This is a genomic window from Pseudomonas sp. 24 E 13 (assembly GCF_900004715.1).
Taxonomy (GTDB): domain Bacteria; phylum Pseudomonadota; class Gammaproteobacteria; order Pseudomonadales; family Pseudomonadaceae; genus Aquipseudomonas; species Aquipseudomonas orientalis_A.
The window spans coordinates 5,688-22,945 of the sequence record NZ_CVTO01000109.1; the positions used below are offsets into that span (position 1 = coordinate 5,688).

A 17,258-nucleotide genomic window follows, 5' to 3' on the forward strand; every position below is an offset into this window, starting at 1 on the left:
GTTTAACGGGGCGCCTGAGATCAAAAGCAGATCAAGATCAAGAGCGGCTCGCTTCGCATCGTGGTTACGGGTGAGCGATACAGAGTTGTGTAGATACCTATGTTCATCGCGGGGAAGCCCACTCCCATACTGGAATGCGGTCCACTGTGGGAGCCGGGCTTGCCCGCGATGGCGGCAGTCCAGGCAGGGCTGCACCTGCCTGGTGCAATGATGAGAATTTTCAAACGCCAAACCATCTTCCACACGACAGTTGCATCGCTTTACGACAATGATTCTCAGGCTGGCATGCCCACTGCAACACCCTGAATCATTCCAACCGTTCAGGGAACTCCTCACAATGAACACACAACTCAAACCCACCTTGGGCACCCTGCATCTATGGGGCATCGCTGTCGGGCTGGTGATTTCCGGCGAGTACTTCGGCTGGAGCTATGGCTGGGGTGTGGCCGGCACACTGGGATTTCTGGTGACCTCATTGATGGTCGCCGCGATGTACACCTGCTTCATCTTCAGCTTCACCGAACTGACCACGGCGATTCCCCACGCCGGCGGCCCCTTTGCCTACAGACGCCGCGCCTTCGGTGAAAAAGGCGGCTTGATCGCCGGCCTGGCAACCCTGATCGAGTTTGTCTTCGCGCCACCCGCGATCGCCCTGGCCATCGGCGCCTACCTCAACGTGCAGTTTCCAGCGCTGGACCCGAAACACGCCGCCGTCGGCGCCTACATCGTGTTCATGGGCCTGAACATCCTCGGCGTGAAACTCGCCGCCACCTTCGAACTGGTGGTGTGCGTGCTCGCCGTCGCTGAGCTGCTGGTGTTCATGGGCGTGGTGGCGCCCGCCTTCAGCTTCAGCAACTTCGCCCTGAACGGCTGGGCCGGTTCCGACACCTTCGGTGCCCCGGCGATTGCCGGCATGTTCGCCGCGATCCCCTTCGCCATCTGGTTCTTCCTCGCCATCGAAGGCGCGGCCATGGCCGCCGAAGAAGCGAAAGATCCCAAGCGCACCATTCCAAAAGCCTACATCAGCGGCATCCTCACCCTGGTAATCCTGGCCATGGGCGTGATGTTCTTCGCGGGCGGCGTGGGCGACTGGCGCACCCTGTCAAACATCAACGACCCGCTGCCCCAGGCCATGAAAACCGTGGTCGGCGAAAGCTCCGGCTGGTTGCACATGCTCGTTTGGATCGGCCTGTTCGGCCTGGTGGCAAGTTTCCACGGCATCATCCTCGGCTACTCGCGCCAGTTCTTCGCCCTGGCGCGCGCCGGTTACCTGCCGCCTTTCCTGGCCAAACTGTCGCGATTTCAGACACCTCACCGCGCCATCATCGCCGGCGGCGTGGTCGGCATCGCGGCCATCTACAGCGACGGCCTGATCAACCTGGGCGGCATGACCCTGACCGCTGCGATGATCACCATGGCGGTGTTCGGCGCCATCGTCATGTACATCATGAGCATGCTCAGCCTGTTCAAATTGCGCAAAACCGAACCGCTGCTGGAGCGGACTTTCCGTGCACCGGGCTACCCCATCGTACCGGGCATCGCGCTGGTACTGGCCGTGGTGTGCCTGGTGGCGATGGCCTGGTTCAATACACTGATCGGGTTGATCTTCCTTGGCTTCATGGCCGTGGGCTTCATCTACTTCCAACTGACCGCCCAAGACCGCGCCGATGCGCCGGCAGATGCGATGTTGACCGGGCTATAAGACTTGTGAGGCAGAACGGGCCTACACTGAACTACTCAGAACGCCCGTAACTCAAAGCAGTTATTACCGTGGGAAAATTCTCCCCCGGCAACCTGCCTCAAGGAGAGCCTTATGCCGTGGTATGCGTGGTTGATTATGGTAGTTGCGATCGGATCGATAGTCGGTGGATTGATGATGCTGCGCGACAGCGCCAACAAAGTGGAACTCACCGACGAACAACGCAAACGCGTGGCCGAGCGCAATGCGCAGGCGGATGCCAAGGATGCCCAGGATCGTTGAGCCTTGGGGTTACCCCCAAGCCGCCTTGGCAATCTGCAACCCGTGCTGCCCTTTATAGGCAGCACGCTCGGGCTGGCTCCAGCCTTCAAGCAACCCCTCCTCCAATTGGTAGATCTCGACGCCCAACGGACGACACACCGTCAACGGGTCCTGCGCGTCCGGCCCCCACATCGGCAGTGACAAATCCCCACCCGGACACGTCGACAGCGCGCACAGCAAATCAATCTCGGCAAAAAACTCCAGGTAATCGCCCTTCTGTGCCGGACAGGCTTTCATAAAGTACATGTCATCGTGATTGAGCCCGGTGCACTGAAAAATATTCAGCACGTCGTGCACATCGAATTCCGTCAGACCGTGGGGCAATACCGCGCGAGTCAGGTTCGAATGGCAATGATGATGAAAGTCCTCACCGGTGAGCATACGGTTCACATAAGGATCGCAGCGCGTGCCAAGCAAATCATGCAGGCGCCCGCCATGTTCATCGATGCCGTAGCCTGCCAGGCTGTCATCGGTAATGGTCACCAGTGGCCGCAGGAACGGAAGGTTCGACCACAAACGGTCGTGGGTGCTGACATGGGCACCTTGAAGTTGCCGGGTGCGAGCTGCCCAGAGGCGCTCGCGCGGATCATTGGCGTTCCACACGTTGAAATCCCCCACCTGCGGACCCACCGGAGTGGTCACGCGGAAGACATGCCCGGCAGGGACTTTCCATGCCCTGCCCGTGCGGATAGGCACCTCGAACTGTTCGACCAGCGTGCGCTGGTCCCGGCGATCCCGGATGCGCTCGTAGAACGCCGTATCCACCTGTAATGCCGAGCCTTTGCTGACTTGGTAGGCGGCCGGATAGTCTTTGTACATGGGGCGATCCTCCATCAAGGGTGACTGTCGAACAATCGATAATCTTGAGGTAACCACATTTCATGCCAGGACTGGGCTAGAAACACACAGGCTAAAAGGCCGATCAATGATCGGCCTTCGTGGCTACGTTCTTCAGTTGATAATCAACCTGTCGCGATTCTTCTCCAGCAGGGCCTTGCCAATACCCTTTACCTCCAGCAACTCATCCACCGCAGTGAACGGGCCATTGCTTTCGCGAAAAGCAACGATCGCTTTCGCCTTGGCGGCGCCGATACCGAACAAATCGCGGCGCAGGGTTTCAGCATCGGCCGCGTTGAGGTTGACCTTGGCGGATTGCTCGGCTTTGATCATTTGCGCGGAGATGGGGGTTGGGGCTTCAGGTTTGACGGATGGGGCTGCGGTGGTGGCGACAGAGAGGCTGGCGAGGAAGGCAAAGACAAGGGAGGAAACGTAGGTGTTTTGCATCGGTGACGCTCCATGACATCGGTAAGAGAAAAGCAGCTTTTCCGAAGCTGCTTTTCTAACTTAGGCGATGGTTGGAGGGTGTCAAAAGCGGTTGAGTAACAGGGTGTTAACTCACGGCTCCAGGCGACGTTGCTGATAGATCCAGTCAACGATTTCGCCGTCAGGCGCATAGCCGCTGACCGTGTCGCGCAGAAGCTGGCGGACACGGGTGTAATCGTCTTCATCCACCGCTGCAAGCAACTCAGTGAGCTTGCCCTTGAGGACTTCCCATGACAGATAATCTTCGTTGGCACTCATGATCATCGGGTGTTGGGTCGCGACGACGTTGTCGCCAATCAGCAACTCTTCGTAAAGCTTTTCGCCGGGACGCAAGCCGGAGAATTCGATGGCAATATCGCCATGGGGATTCTTTTCGGAACGCACGCTCAAGCCGGACAGATGAATCATTTTTTCGGCCAGCTCGACAATCTTCACCGGCTCGCCCATGTCCAGCACAAACACATCACCGCCCAGGCCCATGGAGCCTGCCTGAATCACCAACTGCGCCGCTTCAGGGATCGTCATGAAGTAACGCGTGATCTTCGGATGGGTGACCGTCAATGGGCCGCCAGACTTGATCTGCTTGTGAAAGAGCGGAATCACCGAGCCCGAAGAACCCAGTACATTGCCGAAACGAACCATCGTGAAACGGGTCTTGTTGACGCGGGAGACATTCGACTTGTCACCGAACAATACGGGAGCCAGTTCACGACTGAGCGCCTGCAGGGTCAGTTCGGCCAAACGCTTGGTACTGCCCATGACATTGGTCGGGCGCACGGCTTTGTCCGTAGAGATCAGAACAAAGTTGGAAACACCAACTTGAAGGGCGGCCTGGGCAGTATTCAACGTCCCGATGACGTTGTTCAGCACACCTTCTGCGATGTTGTGCTCAACCATCGGTACATGCTTGTACGCTGCAGCATGATAAACCGTATCCACGCGCCAGGTTTTCATCACATCCAGCAGTTTGGACGGGTTACGCACAGAACCAAGGATGGGCAATAACTTGACGGGCAACGACTCACGGACCACGCGCTGCTCAAGTTCCGACAGGATGCTGTAGAGATTGAACTCACTGTGTTCGAACAACAGCAGCGTCGTTGGACGCAACGCCAGAATCTGCCGGCACAACTCGGAACCGATCGAACCGCCTGCGCCAGTGACCAGAACAGTCTGGCCCTTGATGCAGTGTTCCAGGAGCTCGTCCTGTGCAGGCACCGTGTCGCGACCCAGCAAGTCGGCGATGTCGACTTCCTGGATGTCATCGACCTTGACGCGACCGCTGGCCAGGTCCATGAAACCCGGAACGCTTCGTACGTGGAGCGGGAAGCCTTCGAGGAAACCGAGGATTTCACGGCGACGCCCACGGTTGGAGGAAGGGATGGCCAACAGTATTTCCTGGGCGCCAGTGGTATCGATCATTCGCTGGATATGTTTGGCCTTGTACACCTGCAGACCCGAAATGACGCGATCAGTGATGCTTTCATCATCGTCGATAAACGCGACAGGGCGCATCACCCTGCCCATCCTCAACGCCGCGACCAATTGGTTGCCGGCTGCGCCCGCGCCATAAATAGCAACGCGCGGCAGACCATCTTCCCGGCTAGTGAACGGAACGTGCTGAGCCGCCGTAAACCAGTCACCCAGGAAGTATTGGCGCATCGCCAGACGCAGGCCGCCGACCATGATCAGGCTGAGCCACCAATAGTTGAAAATGATCGAGCGCGGGACCACATTCTGGTGATTGCTGTACCAATATACGACCACGCCGAGAATCAGCGATGAAAGACTGACCGCCTTGATAATCGCAATCAGCGCATCGTTACCGAAATACCGCATCACCGCTCGGTACATACCGAAACGAATGAACAGGGGTATCGCCACGACAGGTGCGGCAATAAACAGCCAAAGGTGAGCGATGATTGGATTAGCCATTTCATCGACGCCCAGACGTACGACGAAAGCAAGCCACAATGCAGCCCAGACCACCATTACATCGGTACTGACCTGAATCAGCCGCTTTTTGCGTCGAGGCAAACCGACTAAGAACGCCCGTAACTTATCCATAACCCCTTCGAACACCTCTGTACATTCCAATGCCTAATACTGCAAAGCCATCCACGGGCTTTTCAGGACTCGCTGACCGACTACGATAACCTTTACTTCTGCGCGACCATCATCTCGAGCTCGCCGGCATGAAACTTTATCGCCAGCGCGACCAACGGCAAGTAGGCAACAACCAAAGCCCATGTGCCATCCCATCCGCTCAAGACTACACCCGCCGCAATAGGCAAAAGCCAAAAAACGTTGATGGCAGCAACGGCCATGGTCACTGGCAGGTGCTTGCCATATTTGCGCGAGGCAAATTGATAAGCATGACTGCGATGTGCTTCGTAAACCTTATCACCCCTTACCAAGCGACGAACAAGCGTGCAGGTCGCGTCGACGACGAAGACGCCGAGCAAAATCAACCATGCCCAGAAAAAATCCGATTTGACCCAGGCTGCCTGCAGTGAGAAGAAGGCCAAGGTAATCCCCAGGAAACCGCTACCGGCATCCCCCATGAAAATCTTGGCCGGTGGAAAATTCCAAACCAGAAATGCCCCCACTGCCGCTGCCAGCAATAAAGGCAGCCAGATCATCTGCGGGTGACCGCCCAATACGTAAAGCAAACAGGCGCCCAGGCAGGCGCAAATCGCTTCCACGCTGGCGATACCGTCAATTCCATCCATGAAATTGTAGAGATTGAGCATCCAGACGATATAGACAGCCGCCAGCACATTACCCGCAAGGCCCAGATCCAGGGCCCATCCGAATATGTTCAGCGGGGCCAGTCCGTTGATCCAGAACAACGCCCATGCCGCCGCTGCAAAATGCCCTGCCAAACGCCAGCGAGCGGCAATGTGCCCATGGTCATCCATAAAGCCCAGGACCGCTATTACCACTCCGGCGCCGCCTGCTGCGACGAGCGAAGGCCACGGGACCAGGTCCAGCCACCCGACCAGCGGGAGTACCGCAAGAAAGGCCAATACAATGGCTACCCCGCCGCCCCTTGGCGTAGGAACAGAATGTGAACTCCGTGCGTTCGGTATATCAATGATGCTTCGAGATAACGCATAGCGCCTAAGCACAGCGGTCATGACAAACGAGACAAACGCAACAACCGGAACGATCCACCAATAACTCATGTGTTTTGACTTTCCATATAAGCAGACGCAGTGACCTTGAGCGCCTCATCAACCGACAGCGGAGGCGTCCAGCCTAAAAGGGCACGCGTCTTCCCAATATCGACCTGCAAGGAACCGCACAACCGTTGGGACAGACTGCGTTTGCCCAGGGTAATTGCGGCCACACTGAGCAACGAGGCCGGAACGGGAAGAAGACGCGCAGGTTTGCCCAGCGCGGACGCCATTTTGCGTAATAAAACAGTGGTTGAAAGATCCTCGCCATCACTGACCATGAATACCTGGTTGGCGGCGGCTGGATGAGTGATGCAGGTAATCGAAAGATCAACCAGGTTATCCAGCGCGACCAGACTGCGCGCGTTATGGATGGCGCCGAAAGGCAATGGCACACCTTTGTGCAGCCAACGCATCATGCTCAGGAAGTTGGCCTTTACACCCGGGCCATAAACCAACACCGGACGGATGATCACCACGTCCATCCCTGTCGTTGCAGCCAATTCCAGGAGACCCTGTTCGGCCTCCATCTTCGATATGCCGTAAGGGTCCGACGGTGCCGGCGGCTGATCGGCGGTATAAGGCGCGCCCGAGACCGTGCCTTCACCGTTGACCTTGATTGAACTGAGGAACACAAAGCGTCGCACACCAGCCTGCGCCGCCTGATGCGCCAGGGCCAGGGTGCCCTGGACATTGACGCGGCGAAAGGCTTCAAGCGGATCGGCCTCGGAATCGTTCATCACATGAACGCGGGCCGCGCAATGAACAACCGCCTCAACCCCGGTCAGAACGCCCGAAAAATCAGCGCTCGACAGGTCGTCGAATTGAACCACTTGATCGGCGCCAGGACAGGAAAAACCGGGGTCTCTGACGGCAACCGTGACCTGAACATCTGTACGAGCGGATAACACTTGGACCAACCGGCTACCAACAAATCCAGATGCCCCAGTCACAAATATGCGCACACCAAACTCCTTGTTTAGGATTTAGACCAAACGGTGCGATTAATATAATCGGTATAGCTGTGCACAATGCGCACGACTTTTTTGGAGACGGCGCCCCCCAAATAATCGCCTACCACCGACATCACTCGTTCGCCACGTACATGCTGGCTGGTCACGACCCTGACAGCGTTGAGCACGCGATCAGTCGTCAGGCCACACATGATAAGCGTGCCCTCATCCATGCCTTCTGGCCGCTCGTGAGCGTTGCGAATCGTCACCGCCGGCAGGTTCAGCAAAGACGCTTCTTCAGTGATGGTGCCGCTGTCGGACAGAATGCAAAACGCTTCCATCTGCAACTTGATGTAGTCGAGCAGACCGAACGGCTTAACGAAGCGAATCAGTGGATGGTCAAGCGACTCACCCAATGCTTCAAGGCGCTTACGCGTCCTTGGGTGTGTGGAAACAATAATAGGCAGCTTGTACTCGTCGGCCAGTGCCTTCAGCGAGCCAATCAGATCCCGAAGATTATCCGGGGTATCTACGTTCTCTTCACGATGCGTGCTGACAATAAAGAAGCCACCGGAGGTCAGCCCTTCGCGAGCCAGTACATCGGACGCTTGGATCTTGGGCATGTAGAAGTCCAGGACTTCTGCCATGTGCGACCCGGTCTTGATGATCGTTTCCGGGCGTACGCCCTCATCCAGCAGATAGCGACGGGCGTGTTCGGTCAGCACCATGTTTATATCGCTGAGGTGGTCGAGAACCTTGCGATTCAGCTCCTCGGGCACGCGCTGGTCGAAGCAACGGTTACCCGCTTCCATATGGAAAACCGGGATTTTTCTGCGCTTGGCAGAAATGACAGCCAGACAGGTATTGGTATCCCCGTAGAGCAGGAGTGCATCCGGCTTTTCCGACTCGAACAACTCATCCGATTTAGCGATAACCTGAGCGATCGTCTGGGCCGCAGTATCACCTACGGCGCCCAGGAAATGGTCGGGCTTGCGAATATCCAGGTCATCAAAAAATACCTGGTTAAGCTCATAATCGTAGTTCTGACCGGAATGCACCAAAATATGGTGGGTCTGTTTGTCCAGTTCTGCGATCACGCGGCTCATTTTGATGAGTTCCGGCCGAGTGCCCACCAGGGTCATGACTTTAAGCATTGAGTTGCTCCCGAACAAACTCCAACTTCATCAGCAGCGCTTTAACACCCTCAACGTCCAGGCGTTCAGTATTGTGTGATGTGTAGTCGTCCAACTCCGAAATATGCGTTTCACCCTCTACGAAATATTTCTCATAGTTCAGGTCGCGATTGTCCGCAGGGATCCGGTAGTAACGGCCCATGTCTTCTGCCTTGGCCATTTCTTCGCGAGAAATCAACGACTCGTAAAGCTTCTCGCCGTGACGCGTGCCGATCACCTTGATCGAGTTCATGCACTTGAACAGCTCTTTGAGCGCTTGAGCCAAATCTTCGACGGTCGATGCAGGCGCCTTTTGTACGAAAATATCGCCTTGTTCGGCATATTCAAAAGCATGCAAAACCAAATCAACCGAATCTTCCAGGGACATGAGGAAACGGGTCATGTTGGGGTCAGTTACCGTCAGTTCGCCGCCCTGCTTCAACTGATTGATGAACAGGGGGATCACCGAACCTCGGGAAGCCATAACGTTGCCGTAGCGCGTGGAACAAATGACAGGACCGTTTTGCGGGATCATCCGGGACTTGGCAACGACCAGCTTTTCCGCCATGGCTTTGGAAATACCCATCGCATTGATTGGGTAGACGGCTTTATCCGTGCTTAGAACCACTACGCGTTCTACATTGTTGGCGATCGCCGCGTTCAGCACGTTTTCCGTGCCCATCACGTTGGTTTTGACCGCTTCCATAGGATAGAACTCGCAGGAGGGAACCTGCTTGAGCGCAGCGGCGTGAAAGATGTAATTGACCCCGACCATCGCCTGGGAAATGCTGGCATAGTCACGCACATCACCGATGTAAAACTTTACCTTGTCGTTACCCAGCGCAATGCGCATGTCTTCCTGTTTCTTTTCGTCACGGCTGAACACACGGATTTCTTTAACATCGGTATCGAGAAACCGTTTCAGCACGGTGTTACCAAACGAACCGGTACCGCCGGTAATCATCAAAACTTTATTATCGAACATCTGTAAAATCTCCTAATTATCGCTGAGCGCGCATAAATTGAATAAGGTCTGGCCAAGCAGGCGGAACGTAGCCCACTGCCTGGCGGAATCGCGTAGAGTCCAGAGAACGATCAATAGCTAGATGGTCATCCGGCACAATGTCGATTTTCTTTTCATAAATCTTCGCGATTTCATTCAGCAACGTGAATTTATCGATAGGCTCAGCGGAAACATGATAGAGACCGAACAGCTGCGGATTGGGAATCACGAAATCGGTGATGATGCGAGCGAGTTCTGAGGTCGGCACACCCGAGAATATGGCTTTCGTAAAACCTTTTACGGCACCTTCCTGGGAAAGGAACCAGTCAACCAGCGAAGCACTGCTTGCCAGCTCATGGCCGATGATTGAGGTGCGCAAGGTGATGGCGTGAGGTTGGTCTTGAATTTCACCAATAAACTTGGACTTTCCGTACAAGTCGACTGCGTCTGAAATATCAGACTCCAAATACATTCCCTTCTCGCCTGTAAAGACGCAGTCGGTACTGACATGGACAAGCCGGGCGCCAATAAGCGCGCACAACTTCGACAGGCGATGCGGCAGCATCGAGTTGAGCGGCAACGTCGACAGCGGGTCCTTGGCCTGGGCTAACTGCTTGATCAAGCCCACGCAGTTGATAACGACGTCCGGACGTGCCTGCTCGAAGACACCGACCAAGGTTTCGTAGTCCAGGACATCAACATCGGAATAGAAGTTTTCTGCGTACTTTTCATCGAAGTACTTACGCCCCCCTCTACCACGCATGGTGCCAAACACACTATGTGAGGTATGGCTGGCGATGTACTTGAAAACAGCACTTCCGAGCATCCCTGTCACACCCAGCACTAAAATTTTCATATTGGATCTCTAGGTATTTTTAATTCGATCTTGAATAATTTCGACCAACCGGTGGCATTGGCTTTTCATTTCGTAATTATCACAGAAAAAGCGATACCCTGCGGCCCCGTAGGCGCTTCTTTTTTCGGGCTCGCTGCGATAAATTTCTTCGATGTTACTCGCCAGCGCAGCCGCGTCACCTGCGGGAGAGCAAAGGCCGGCGCCCGCCAACTGCACGACTCTCGCACCCTCGCCGTCAAGGGCGGCCAAGATGGGCTTGCCTGCTGCCATATAGGCCTGGACTTTGCTGGGAATGGTCAGGGTGAATATTTCGTCCTTTTTGAGCGTCACCAACAGGACTTCACTCTTGGAGAATAATTCCGGCATTGATTCAGATGGCAAACGCCCCACCAACTCCAGGTTGTGCAGCGCATGCAGACGCTTTTGCTCATTCATCCATTCAAGACGGCTACCACTGCCAACCACCACGATCTTGCAACCAAGGTGAGTCAGGGCTTTCGCCGCATCGACGATAGTTTCCAAAGATTGCGCAAATCCGAGATTGCCAGCAAACACGATGCAAAAATTGGAGGTTAGCAGCTGATTGATTTCATCAGGTAAAACACTGACGGCGCCTGCTGGCGGCGCGGGTGACAGCCGATAGGAGTTGGGATAATAAACAAGCTTGCTTCTGTCCACGTACTTTTCGGCAGACGATATAAATGCTTCAGACTGTACCAATACGGTATCTGCCTTGGCATATATGAACCGAACCAGCACACCCACCGCTTTCAGCGCCCAGTGGTTCTTTATAAACCCGGTTGCTTTCAGCGTTTCGGGCCACAAATCCTGCACCCAGATCATCAGGTGCGCATTCGTAGAGCGTTTCAATACGATTGCGGGGATCGCAGCAGTGATGGGAGACACGGCGAACACAATGATAGCGTCGAATTTTTTTCCCGCATTTTGCTTTGGAAAATGCTTGATGCCATTAACTACAAATGACAGGTAGTTAAGGATCAGATTCTTGGCACCGCCTGCACGACGTGGCCTTAACGGTGCACGATGGACCTTTATCGAGTCTTTATAAAGGTGCTCGCTGCACGAATCGCTCTCATAGCCTTCGTAGGTATTACCGTCCGGATAATTAGGTTGCCCCGTAAATACTTCTACGGTATGGCCAAGCGACGCCAGCTCTTCAACAATATCATTGATGATAAAACTCTCAGGATAAAAATACTGAGTAACGATTGCTATAGTTAGAGACATGTCAGTCCACACTATCGAATCTGGATTTGAGCGCTTTAGGCCCCAAAAAAATCACAGATTTAATGAATGAAACCATCGCAACCCACCGGTTAATTTTAATATCGAAACGAGGGGCGCGATTGGATTTCTCTACAAACTGAGCAGAGGTTTCCCGTATGTCAAAAAGCTTGGCCTTCGTCCGGTGACGCTCGGAAACCTGCATGTACTCGGAAGGGCTCATCACGTGCAGCGCTGCAATGGTATCAAAAATCCCCACGCGGTTGGTGGTCGCGGACTCTTCGTTATAGGAATATCCCACAACGTCCGAAAACAGACCACACGTGAGCGGTTTCTCAATCGACTCAATGCCGACGACAGAGGGAATACCAGCCGCCGAGGCTTCGATAATCGTCGTCCCCGACCCTACAAAGCAAAACGCCCCATCCAGGATAGAAGGCAGTTCGGCGTAATCTACCTCACCACAAAAATGCACGTGGGCCTGAACGCCGTGCGACTGAGCCAATGCAACCAGCGCGCTGCGCTCAGGGCCATCGCCATATATGAAGTACTCAAAATCGGCGAGTTTGCGAAGCTCAGCCAGCTGCGAGATGACATGGCGATTGTAGATCTTGAAGTCAACCAAACGACCGACGGAAACTATACGCAAGGACGATTGGAGCGGCTGGCGCGCACTGTAGCTTTCAAAAGAAATACCCAACGGTAGAATATCCAGGCTCGACACGTCGGAACCACTGAATTCGGCAGCCATCTCAGCCGTTCTTTCGTTGGGAAATAACGTGAGCTGAACATTGCGATCATACAGTTCCAGCATCTTTTTTCTGAAGTAGATATAACGACCGCGCCACCAGGCTATTTCCTTGGAGTGATAAATACCTACACTGACGAATTTAAAATCCAGCTGATCTCTATTTAAACAAACATAGGCCAACGTCAGCACATCCACGACATGAACGATGTCGTACTTCGTAGTATCCGCCTTTGCCGGCAACAGTGCATTGACCCAACTGGAAGCAGACAGGAAAGGAACATGCTCGACAATATTAACCGTCGCGTGCTGGGAGAGTTCGGTAAACAGCCCCTGATCATACTTATCGGACAGTAAAGTTACGGTAACGGAATGCCCGGCCAGCTTGAGATATTTGGCCAGTCTGACCACGTATGTCTCAACCCCGCCAATAGCGAGCCCTCCCATTACAAACAATATGTTTTTCATACACCCCTTAACCACAATCTATAAGAAATCGAAGAACACTTCGGAACCACCTGTCCACCCCGAATTGCTGTTGAGGTTCAGGTACAAGGTTGCAAAGGCATAAGCCGCGACTATCAAAAAGCCCAATTTTCTGCCGCACACATGCACAGCGATCATGGGGATCAGCACGTACTCGAACATTGAGATACTTGCGTAGCCCCGACCCGCCAGGATCGCAAAATCGCCGAGCACAATACGCAAGAAGGCCGCACAATAAAAAATACAGAAAATCAGGTTGAAGCTCTGATATCGATTTTCCAATTTCTTCCAGCAAACGAGGCCCGCAATGATCACCAGCAAATTCTTGATATTCACCATATCAAAAAGCGGCAAGGCATAACTGTACATGTCGGCATTGAGATACAATTCGATTTTATCGCCCACGAAACCGAAGATTGCCATCTGGCGCAGCACCGATTTAAAGTCGATCGTCGCAGAAATGAATATCAGAACAGCACTGACAAGAAGATATAAACTGCGTTTGGGTCGAAAAAGATACAACCCCACTGGCACGATAAAAAATACCGATGACACATGAACTAACGTCGCAGCAATGATCAGCGCCGCCATCATTTTATACTTTTGCTGATCCAGATAGGCCGCGGCGAGAAATAGCAACCCGGATGCCAAACCCAGACGTATCGCATTGAGCTCTTTGGCCAGGTAAAAATGCGTGAAGTAAACCAGCACCGCCAATGCAAAATAAGGAGAAAAATACCTTATGCTGCGAATATTTAACGTCACCGCGACTAGCGAACTAAAGCCAAACAGCACCGCCGAATTCTTTCCGAGTGCTGCCAATACAGAGAGGAACATGAAAAAGCCGAACTCGACATTAAACGTCGCGTAGCTGTAGTCACAATAGACATTCTGGCAATCCAATACCGACGGTATCTGATAGAGCATCTCGAGATAAGCGGCATCATCGCTGCCAACTCCAACCGCCCTGAACGTGGCCAGGAAAACAAGTGGAACGGTCATCAGCACAGACACAACGATCGCTGGTAGCTTTCTATCACTTAAAGTATCAAATGCCGCCACCAGCGCCAAAAAGCCATATGCCAAATACAACGGGAGAGTGAATTCCAATTCCATTATCTTCGCGCCCAGCAGGCAAAACCGATGACACACACGACAAAAAATATGATGTAAGCAATCATGTAGGAATACATGACACCGTAAATACCACCAAGGCTTTTCCCAAGCGAAAAAGTCAGCCCGACAAACAGCAACGCCTGAACGACTTCAGACAGTATGTATAGCTTGGTCGCAGCCTTAGCCACGGCTACAAACCCGATCACATAAGCCGAAACCTTGAAAAAATCACCCACCAGCTGAAAAATTATATAATTTTCCAGCTCATTGAATTCGGAGGACAACAGCAGAGGAATGAAGAAGTGTCGGCCAAAATAAAGCACACTCCCGCCGATAAGGAACCCGCCCATCACCAGTAACATAAACTTGATGACCTGAAGCGTGATCGCCCTCTTCTCTCGCGTTGCAGAGATCAGTGGCATATAGTAGGACGCCAGGAATACGCTAAAAAACCCAATATAAGCACTTGAGAGCTTTATGCTTCCCTGCCATATACCTGCCTCACTGTACCCCACCTGCGTAATCAGCGACTCCCTGATAACTATTTCCACAACAGGAAACATGACCGCGCTGACCAGCAACATCAAACCGAATCGGGCAAAACCTTTGCCTATGCCTGCATCAAACTTCCGCCACTTGATCATTCTGAGTAGCGGCATGCCTTTGACAAAAAACAACGAAACAATAATCGGCATGACAAAGATCGCCAGCATGGCAATCGCCGCACCCGGCATTTGGTAGCTTGAAATCAAAAACCATATTAATGGGAGTGCCAGGATATTTGAAACAACCTGCACCAGCGCATTCACATTCAGTTTACCCAGCCCATTGAAGAAACCGGAAAATAGAATATTGAACGCGAACGCTACCTGCGCGATGGCAAGGCACAGGATCACCCAGTAAAAGCGGGGCTCTCCGAACACCAGGACCGATATCTTCTCGGCAAATGAAAACAAGGCCACCAAGACAAGTATGGAGGCCCCCAACGCATAGAATACTGAGGTAGAAAACAGCCTGTGCAGTTTGAACTTACTGTCCTTGAACTCGGCTACATATTTGATGACACCGTGCCCTAACCCCCCCCCCGCCAACAAGACGGCGATGGAGACAAGGCTCATGAAGTGCCCCAATTTCCCGAGGCCATCTGCACCCAAATACAAAGCAATCAGCTTGAGAATGCAGAAACCTACCAGGATTTTTGATGCTTGAGCGGCGCTCGTAAAAAAAGCGCCCGCCAGCAGTCCCGCGCGTTTCTCTTTTAATTTACCGACCGGCGGCATTAACTGCACCTATAACAGAATCAATGACGTGCTGAATTTCAACGTCTGACATCCCGTACCAGACCGGCAGGCGAAGAAGACGCTCACTTTCCTTGGTGGTAAACAGATCTTCGCCATTAAAACGTCCCAACAAAATACCGGCTGGAGCGCTGTGCAGAGGCACATAATGAAAAACCCCACCCACGCCTGACGCGTTCAAATGCTTGAGCACGGCTGTGCGAGCTACAATGTCCTTGACCTTGATATAAAACATGTGCGCGTTGGCTACACAGTCGTCTGGGACTGACGGCGTTTCGATCAGCCCGGCATCGACCAAATCTTTAAACGCGGCATTGTAGCGATTCCAGATTTTGCATCGGAATTCGTTGATCGCGTCCGCCCGCTCTAATTGACCAAACAAATAGGCGGCCTGAAGTTCACCAGGCAGGTAGCTGCTGCCAATATCCACCCAGGTGTATTTATCAATCATCCCTCTGAAAAACTGACTACGGTTGGTGCCTTTTTCACGGATAATTTCAGCGCGTCCAATAAAACGCTCGTCATTAATGAGTAGCAGGCCACCTTCACCACCACTGGTGTAGTTTTTCGTTTCATGAAAACTGTAGGCAGCTAAATGACCGATAGTGCCCAGCTTACGTCCTTTATAAGTGGACATCATGCCCTGCGCCGCGTCCTCGACAACAAACAACTTGTGTCGCTGCGCAATGTCCATGATGGTGTCCATTTCACACCCCACGCCTGCGTAATGAACCGGTACAATGACCTTGGTTTTTTCAGTAATGGCCGCTTCGATCAGCGTTTCATCAATATTCATCGTGTCCGGACGAATATCGACAAATACTATTTTCGCCCCGCGAAGTACAAAGGCATTGGCGGTACTGACGAATGTATAGCTGGGCATGATTACTTCATCGCCCGGCTGTATATCGACCAATATTGCCGCCATTTCCAGAGCCTGGGTGCAAGAGGGCGTTAACAATGCCTTTTTGCACGAAAACGTTTCTTCGAACCAGCGCTGGCAACTTATTGTGAAGTCGCCATCTCCGGACATCTTCGCGCTGCGCATGGCGCGGGTGACGTATTGATCCTCATTACCGGTATAAGGCGGCTTATTAAAGGGAACTTTCATCGCACTCACCATAAAATTCTTTTTCTAGTTGAAGTAAATCTTTCTTACGTTCTTTGACACGCTTTGCCGGTATGCCTGCATAGACACCCCAGGCGTCAGTAGGTTTTGTCACAAGCGCCATCGCGCCTACGGCGCACCCTTCAGCCAGTATCACACCTGGAAAAATGACAGCGCCAGCGCCTACTATTACGTGCCTGTGCACGTGCACCGCAGAAAACAACTCGTTCTTGAATTTTTTTGGAATTAAAGAGTTTGTTAACGTTTCGCCGCTGTAATCATCCGACTGGGAAAATACCTTGACGCCGTACGCCAACGTACAAAAATCCTCAAATACGATACCCGGCGTTCCACCGGCGATAAGGCACATAGGTGTTATATGATTGAAACGACCGAATTTAATTTTGCCTGAGATCACACAAAAATCATCAATTCGCGAAAAATCGCCTATCTCAATTTGATCAGCATTATAAATGCTCGCTCGATCACTGATTTTCACATCTTTGCCGAGCTTCTTAAAACCGACCTGAGCCAGCTGCTCGTTTGTTAAGTACGCCATAATCCCTCCACACCTAGCCGATACTGTCAGCAGCCTTACGCACGGTTCCGCAGCTGGACGCTGCTGACAGGCGCATCAAAATGTATAAGCAATTTTAAACTCGTTTTTCCTGGCGCAATAGCATAATCGCCTGCAGCTCCCCAATAAATCGGGCAAATCTCAGGCCGGGTACAGACACAGGCTACTGGCCAT

General features: G+C 53.0%; 16 protein-coding genes. 2 read left to right on the forward strand and 14 right to left on the reverse strand.

What is annotated here, in order from left to right:
* Nucleotides 1-337 precede the first annotated feature (337 nt).
* Both eat and BFP90_RS10450 read left to right on the forward strand, forming a co-directional pair.
* Nucleotides 338-1,702, forward strand: coding sequence for an ethanolamine permease (gene eat / locus BFP90_RS10445; RefSeq protein ID WP_065896608.1), 1,365 nt, complete (start codon nucleotides 338-340; stop codon nucleotides 1,700-1,702).
* A 111-nt stretch (nucleotides 1,703-1,813) separates the two neighbouring features.
* Nucleotides 1,814-1,981 (forward strand): DUF2897 family protein, encoded by a 168-nt coding sequence (locus tag BFP90_RS10450; RefSeq protein ID WP_003172675.1) that lies wholly within the window; start codon nucleotides 1,814-1,816, stop codon nucleotides 1,979-1,981.
* 9 nt (nucleotides 1,982-1,990) lie between these two features.
* On the opposite strand, the gene BFP90_RS10455 is transcribed toward BFP90_RS10450, so the two are convergent.
* The 14 genes from BFP90_RS10455 to BFP90_RS10520 all read right to left on the reverse strand — a co-directional run bounded on the left by BFP90_RS10455 (nucleotide 1,991) and on the right by BFP90_RS10520 (nucleotide 17,066).
* Complete coding sequence (locus tag BFP90_RS10455; RefSeq protein WP_065896609.1) at nucleotides 1,991-2,839, reverse strand: urea carboxylase-associated family protein; 849 nt, start codon at nucleotides 2,837-2,839, stop codon at nucleotides 1,991-1,993.
* Nucleotides 2,840-2,971: 132 nt separating this feature from the next.
* Nucleotides 2,972-3,304 carry a ComEA family DNA-binding protein gene (locus tag BFP90_RS10460; protein WP_065893595.1) on the reverse strand — a complete coding sequence of 111 codons (333 nt, stop codon included), beginning with the start codon at nucleotides 3,302-3,304 and terminating at the stop codon, nucleotides 2,972-2,974.
* Nucleotides 3,305-3,415: 111 nt separating this feature from the next.
* On the reverse strand, nucleotides 3,416-5,410 hold the full coding sequence (locus tag BFP90_RS10465) for a polysaccharide biosynthesis protein (protein WP_065893594.1): 1,995 nt from the start codon (nucleotides 5,408-5,410) through the stop codon (nucleotides 3,416-3,418).
* Between the two features lie 92 nt (nucleotides 5,411-5,502).
* Nucleotides 5,503-6,531, reverse strand: a complete 1,029-nt coding sequence (locus tag BFP90_RS10470) for an MraY family glycosyltransferase (RefSeq protein WP_065896610.1) — start codon at nucleotides 6,529-6,531, stop codon at nucleotides 5,503-5,505.
* Complete coding sequence (locus tag BFP90_RS10475; RefSeq protein ID WP_083203211.1) at nucleotides 6,528-7,487, reverse strand: UDP-glucose 4-epimerase family protein; 960 nt, start codon at nucleotides 7,485-7,487, stop codon at nucleotides 6,528-6,530. Before BFP90_RS10475 ends, BFP90_RS10470 begins: the two co-directional genes overlap by 4 nt.
* A gap of 14 nt (nucleotides 7,488-7,501) precedes the next feature.
* Complete coding sequence (gene wecB / locus BFP90_RS10480; protein ID WP_057722891.1) at nucleotides 7,502-8,629, reverse strand: non-hydrolyzing UDP-N-acetylglucosamine 2-epimerase; 1,128 nt, start codon at nucleotides 8,627-8,629, stop codon at nucleotides 7,502-7,504.
* On the reverse strand, nucleotides 8,622-9,632 hold the full coding sequence (locus BFP90_RS10485; protein ID WP_065886424.1) for a polysaccharide biosynthesis protein: 1,011 nt from the start codon (nucleotides 9,630-9,632) through the stop codon (nucleotides 8,622-8,624). The genes wecB and BFP90_RS10485 overlap by 8 nt, the downstream gene beginning before the upstream one ends.
* A gap of 16 nt (nucleotides 9,633-9,648) precedes the next feature.
* The gene (locus BFP90_RS10490; protein ID WP_065896612.1) at nucleotides 9,649-10,506 is read right to left on the reverse strand and encodes a dTDP-4-dehydrorhamnose reductase family protein; all 858 of its coding nucleotides are present in this window, start codon (nucleotides 10,504-10,506) and stop codon (nucleotides 9,649-9,651) included.
* 9 nt (nucleotides 10,507-10,515) lie between these two features.
* Complete coding sequence (locus BFP90_RS10495) at nucleotides 10,516-11,754, reverse strand: glycosyltransferase family 4 protein (protein ID WP_065896613.1); 1,239 nt, start codon at nucleotides 11,752-11,754, stop codon at nucleotides 10,516-10,518.
* Between the two features lies 1 nt (nucleotide 11,755).
* Nucleotides 11,756-12,967 carry a glycosyltransferase family 4 protein gene (locus tag BFP90_RS10500; protein WP_065896614.1) on the reverse strand — a complete coding sequence of 404 codons (1,212 nt, stop codon included), beginning with the start codon at nucleotides 12,965-12,967 and terminating at the stop codon, nucleotides 11,756-11,758.
* A gap of 18 nt (nucleotides 12,968-12,985) precedes the next feature.
* The gene (locus tag BFP90_RS10505) at nucleotides 12,986-14,101 is read right to left on the reverse strand and encodes an EpsG family protein (RefSeq protein WP_065896615.1); all 1,116 of its coding nucleotides are present in this window, start codon (nucleotides 14,099-14,101) and stop codon (nucleotides 12,986-12,988) included.
* Nucleotides 14,101-15,381 (reverse strand): O-antigen translocase, encoded by a 1,281-nt coding sequence (locus BFP90_RS10510; RefSeq protein ID WP_065896616.1) that lies wholly within the window; start codon nucleotides 15,379-15,381, stop codon nucleotides 14,101-14,103. Before BFP90_RS10510 ends, BFP90_RS10505 begins: the two co-directional genes overlap by 1 nt.
* The gene (gene rffA / locus BFP90_RS10515; RefSeq protein WP_065896651.1) at nucleotides 15,365-16,510 is read right to left on the reverse strand and encodes a dTDP-4-amino-4,6-dideoxygalactose transaminase; all 1,146 of its coding nucleotides are present in this window, start codon (nucleotides 16,508-16,510) and stop codon (nucleotides 15,365-15,367) included. Before rffA ends, BFP90_RS10510 begins: the two co-directional genes overlap by 17 nt.
* Complete coding sequence (locus BFP90_RS10520; protein ID WP_065896617.1) at nucleotides 16,494-17,066, reverse strand: acyltransferase; 573 nt, start codon at nucleotides 17,064-17,066, stop codon at nucleotides 16,494-16,496. The genes rffA and BFP90_RS10520 overlap by 17 nt, the downstream gene beginning before the upstream one ends.
* Between the last annotated feature and the right edge of the window lie 192 nt (nucleotides 17,067-17,258).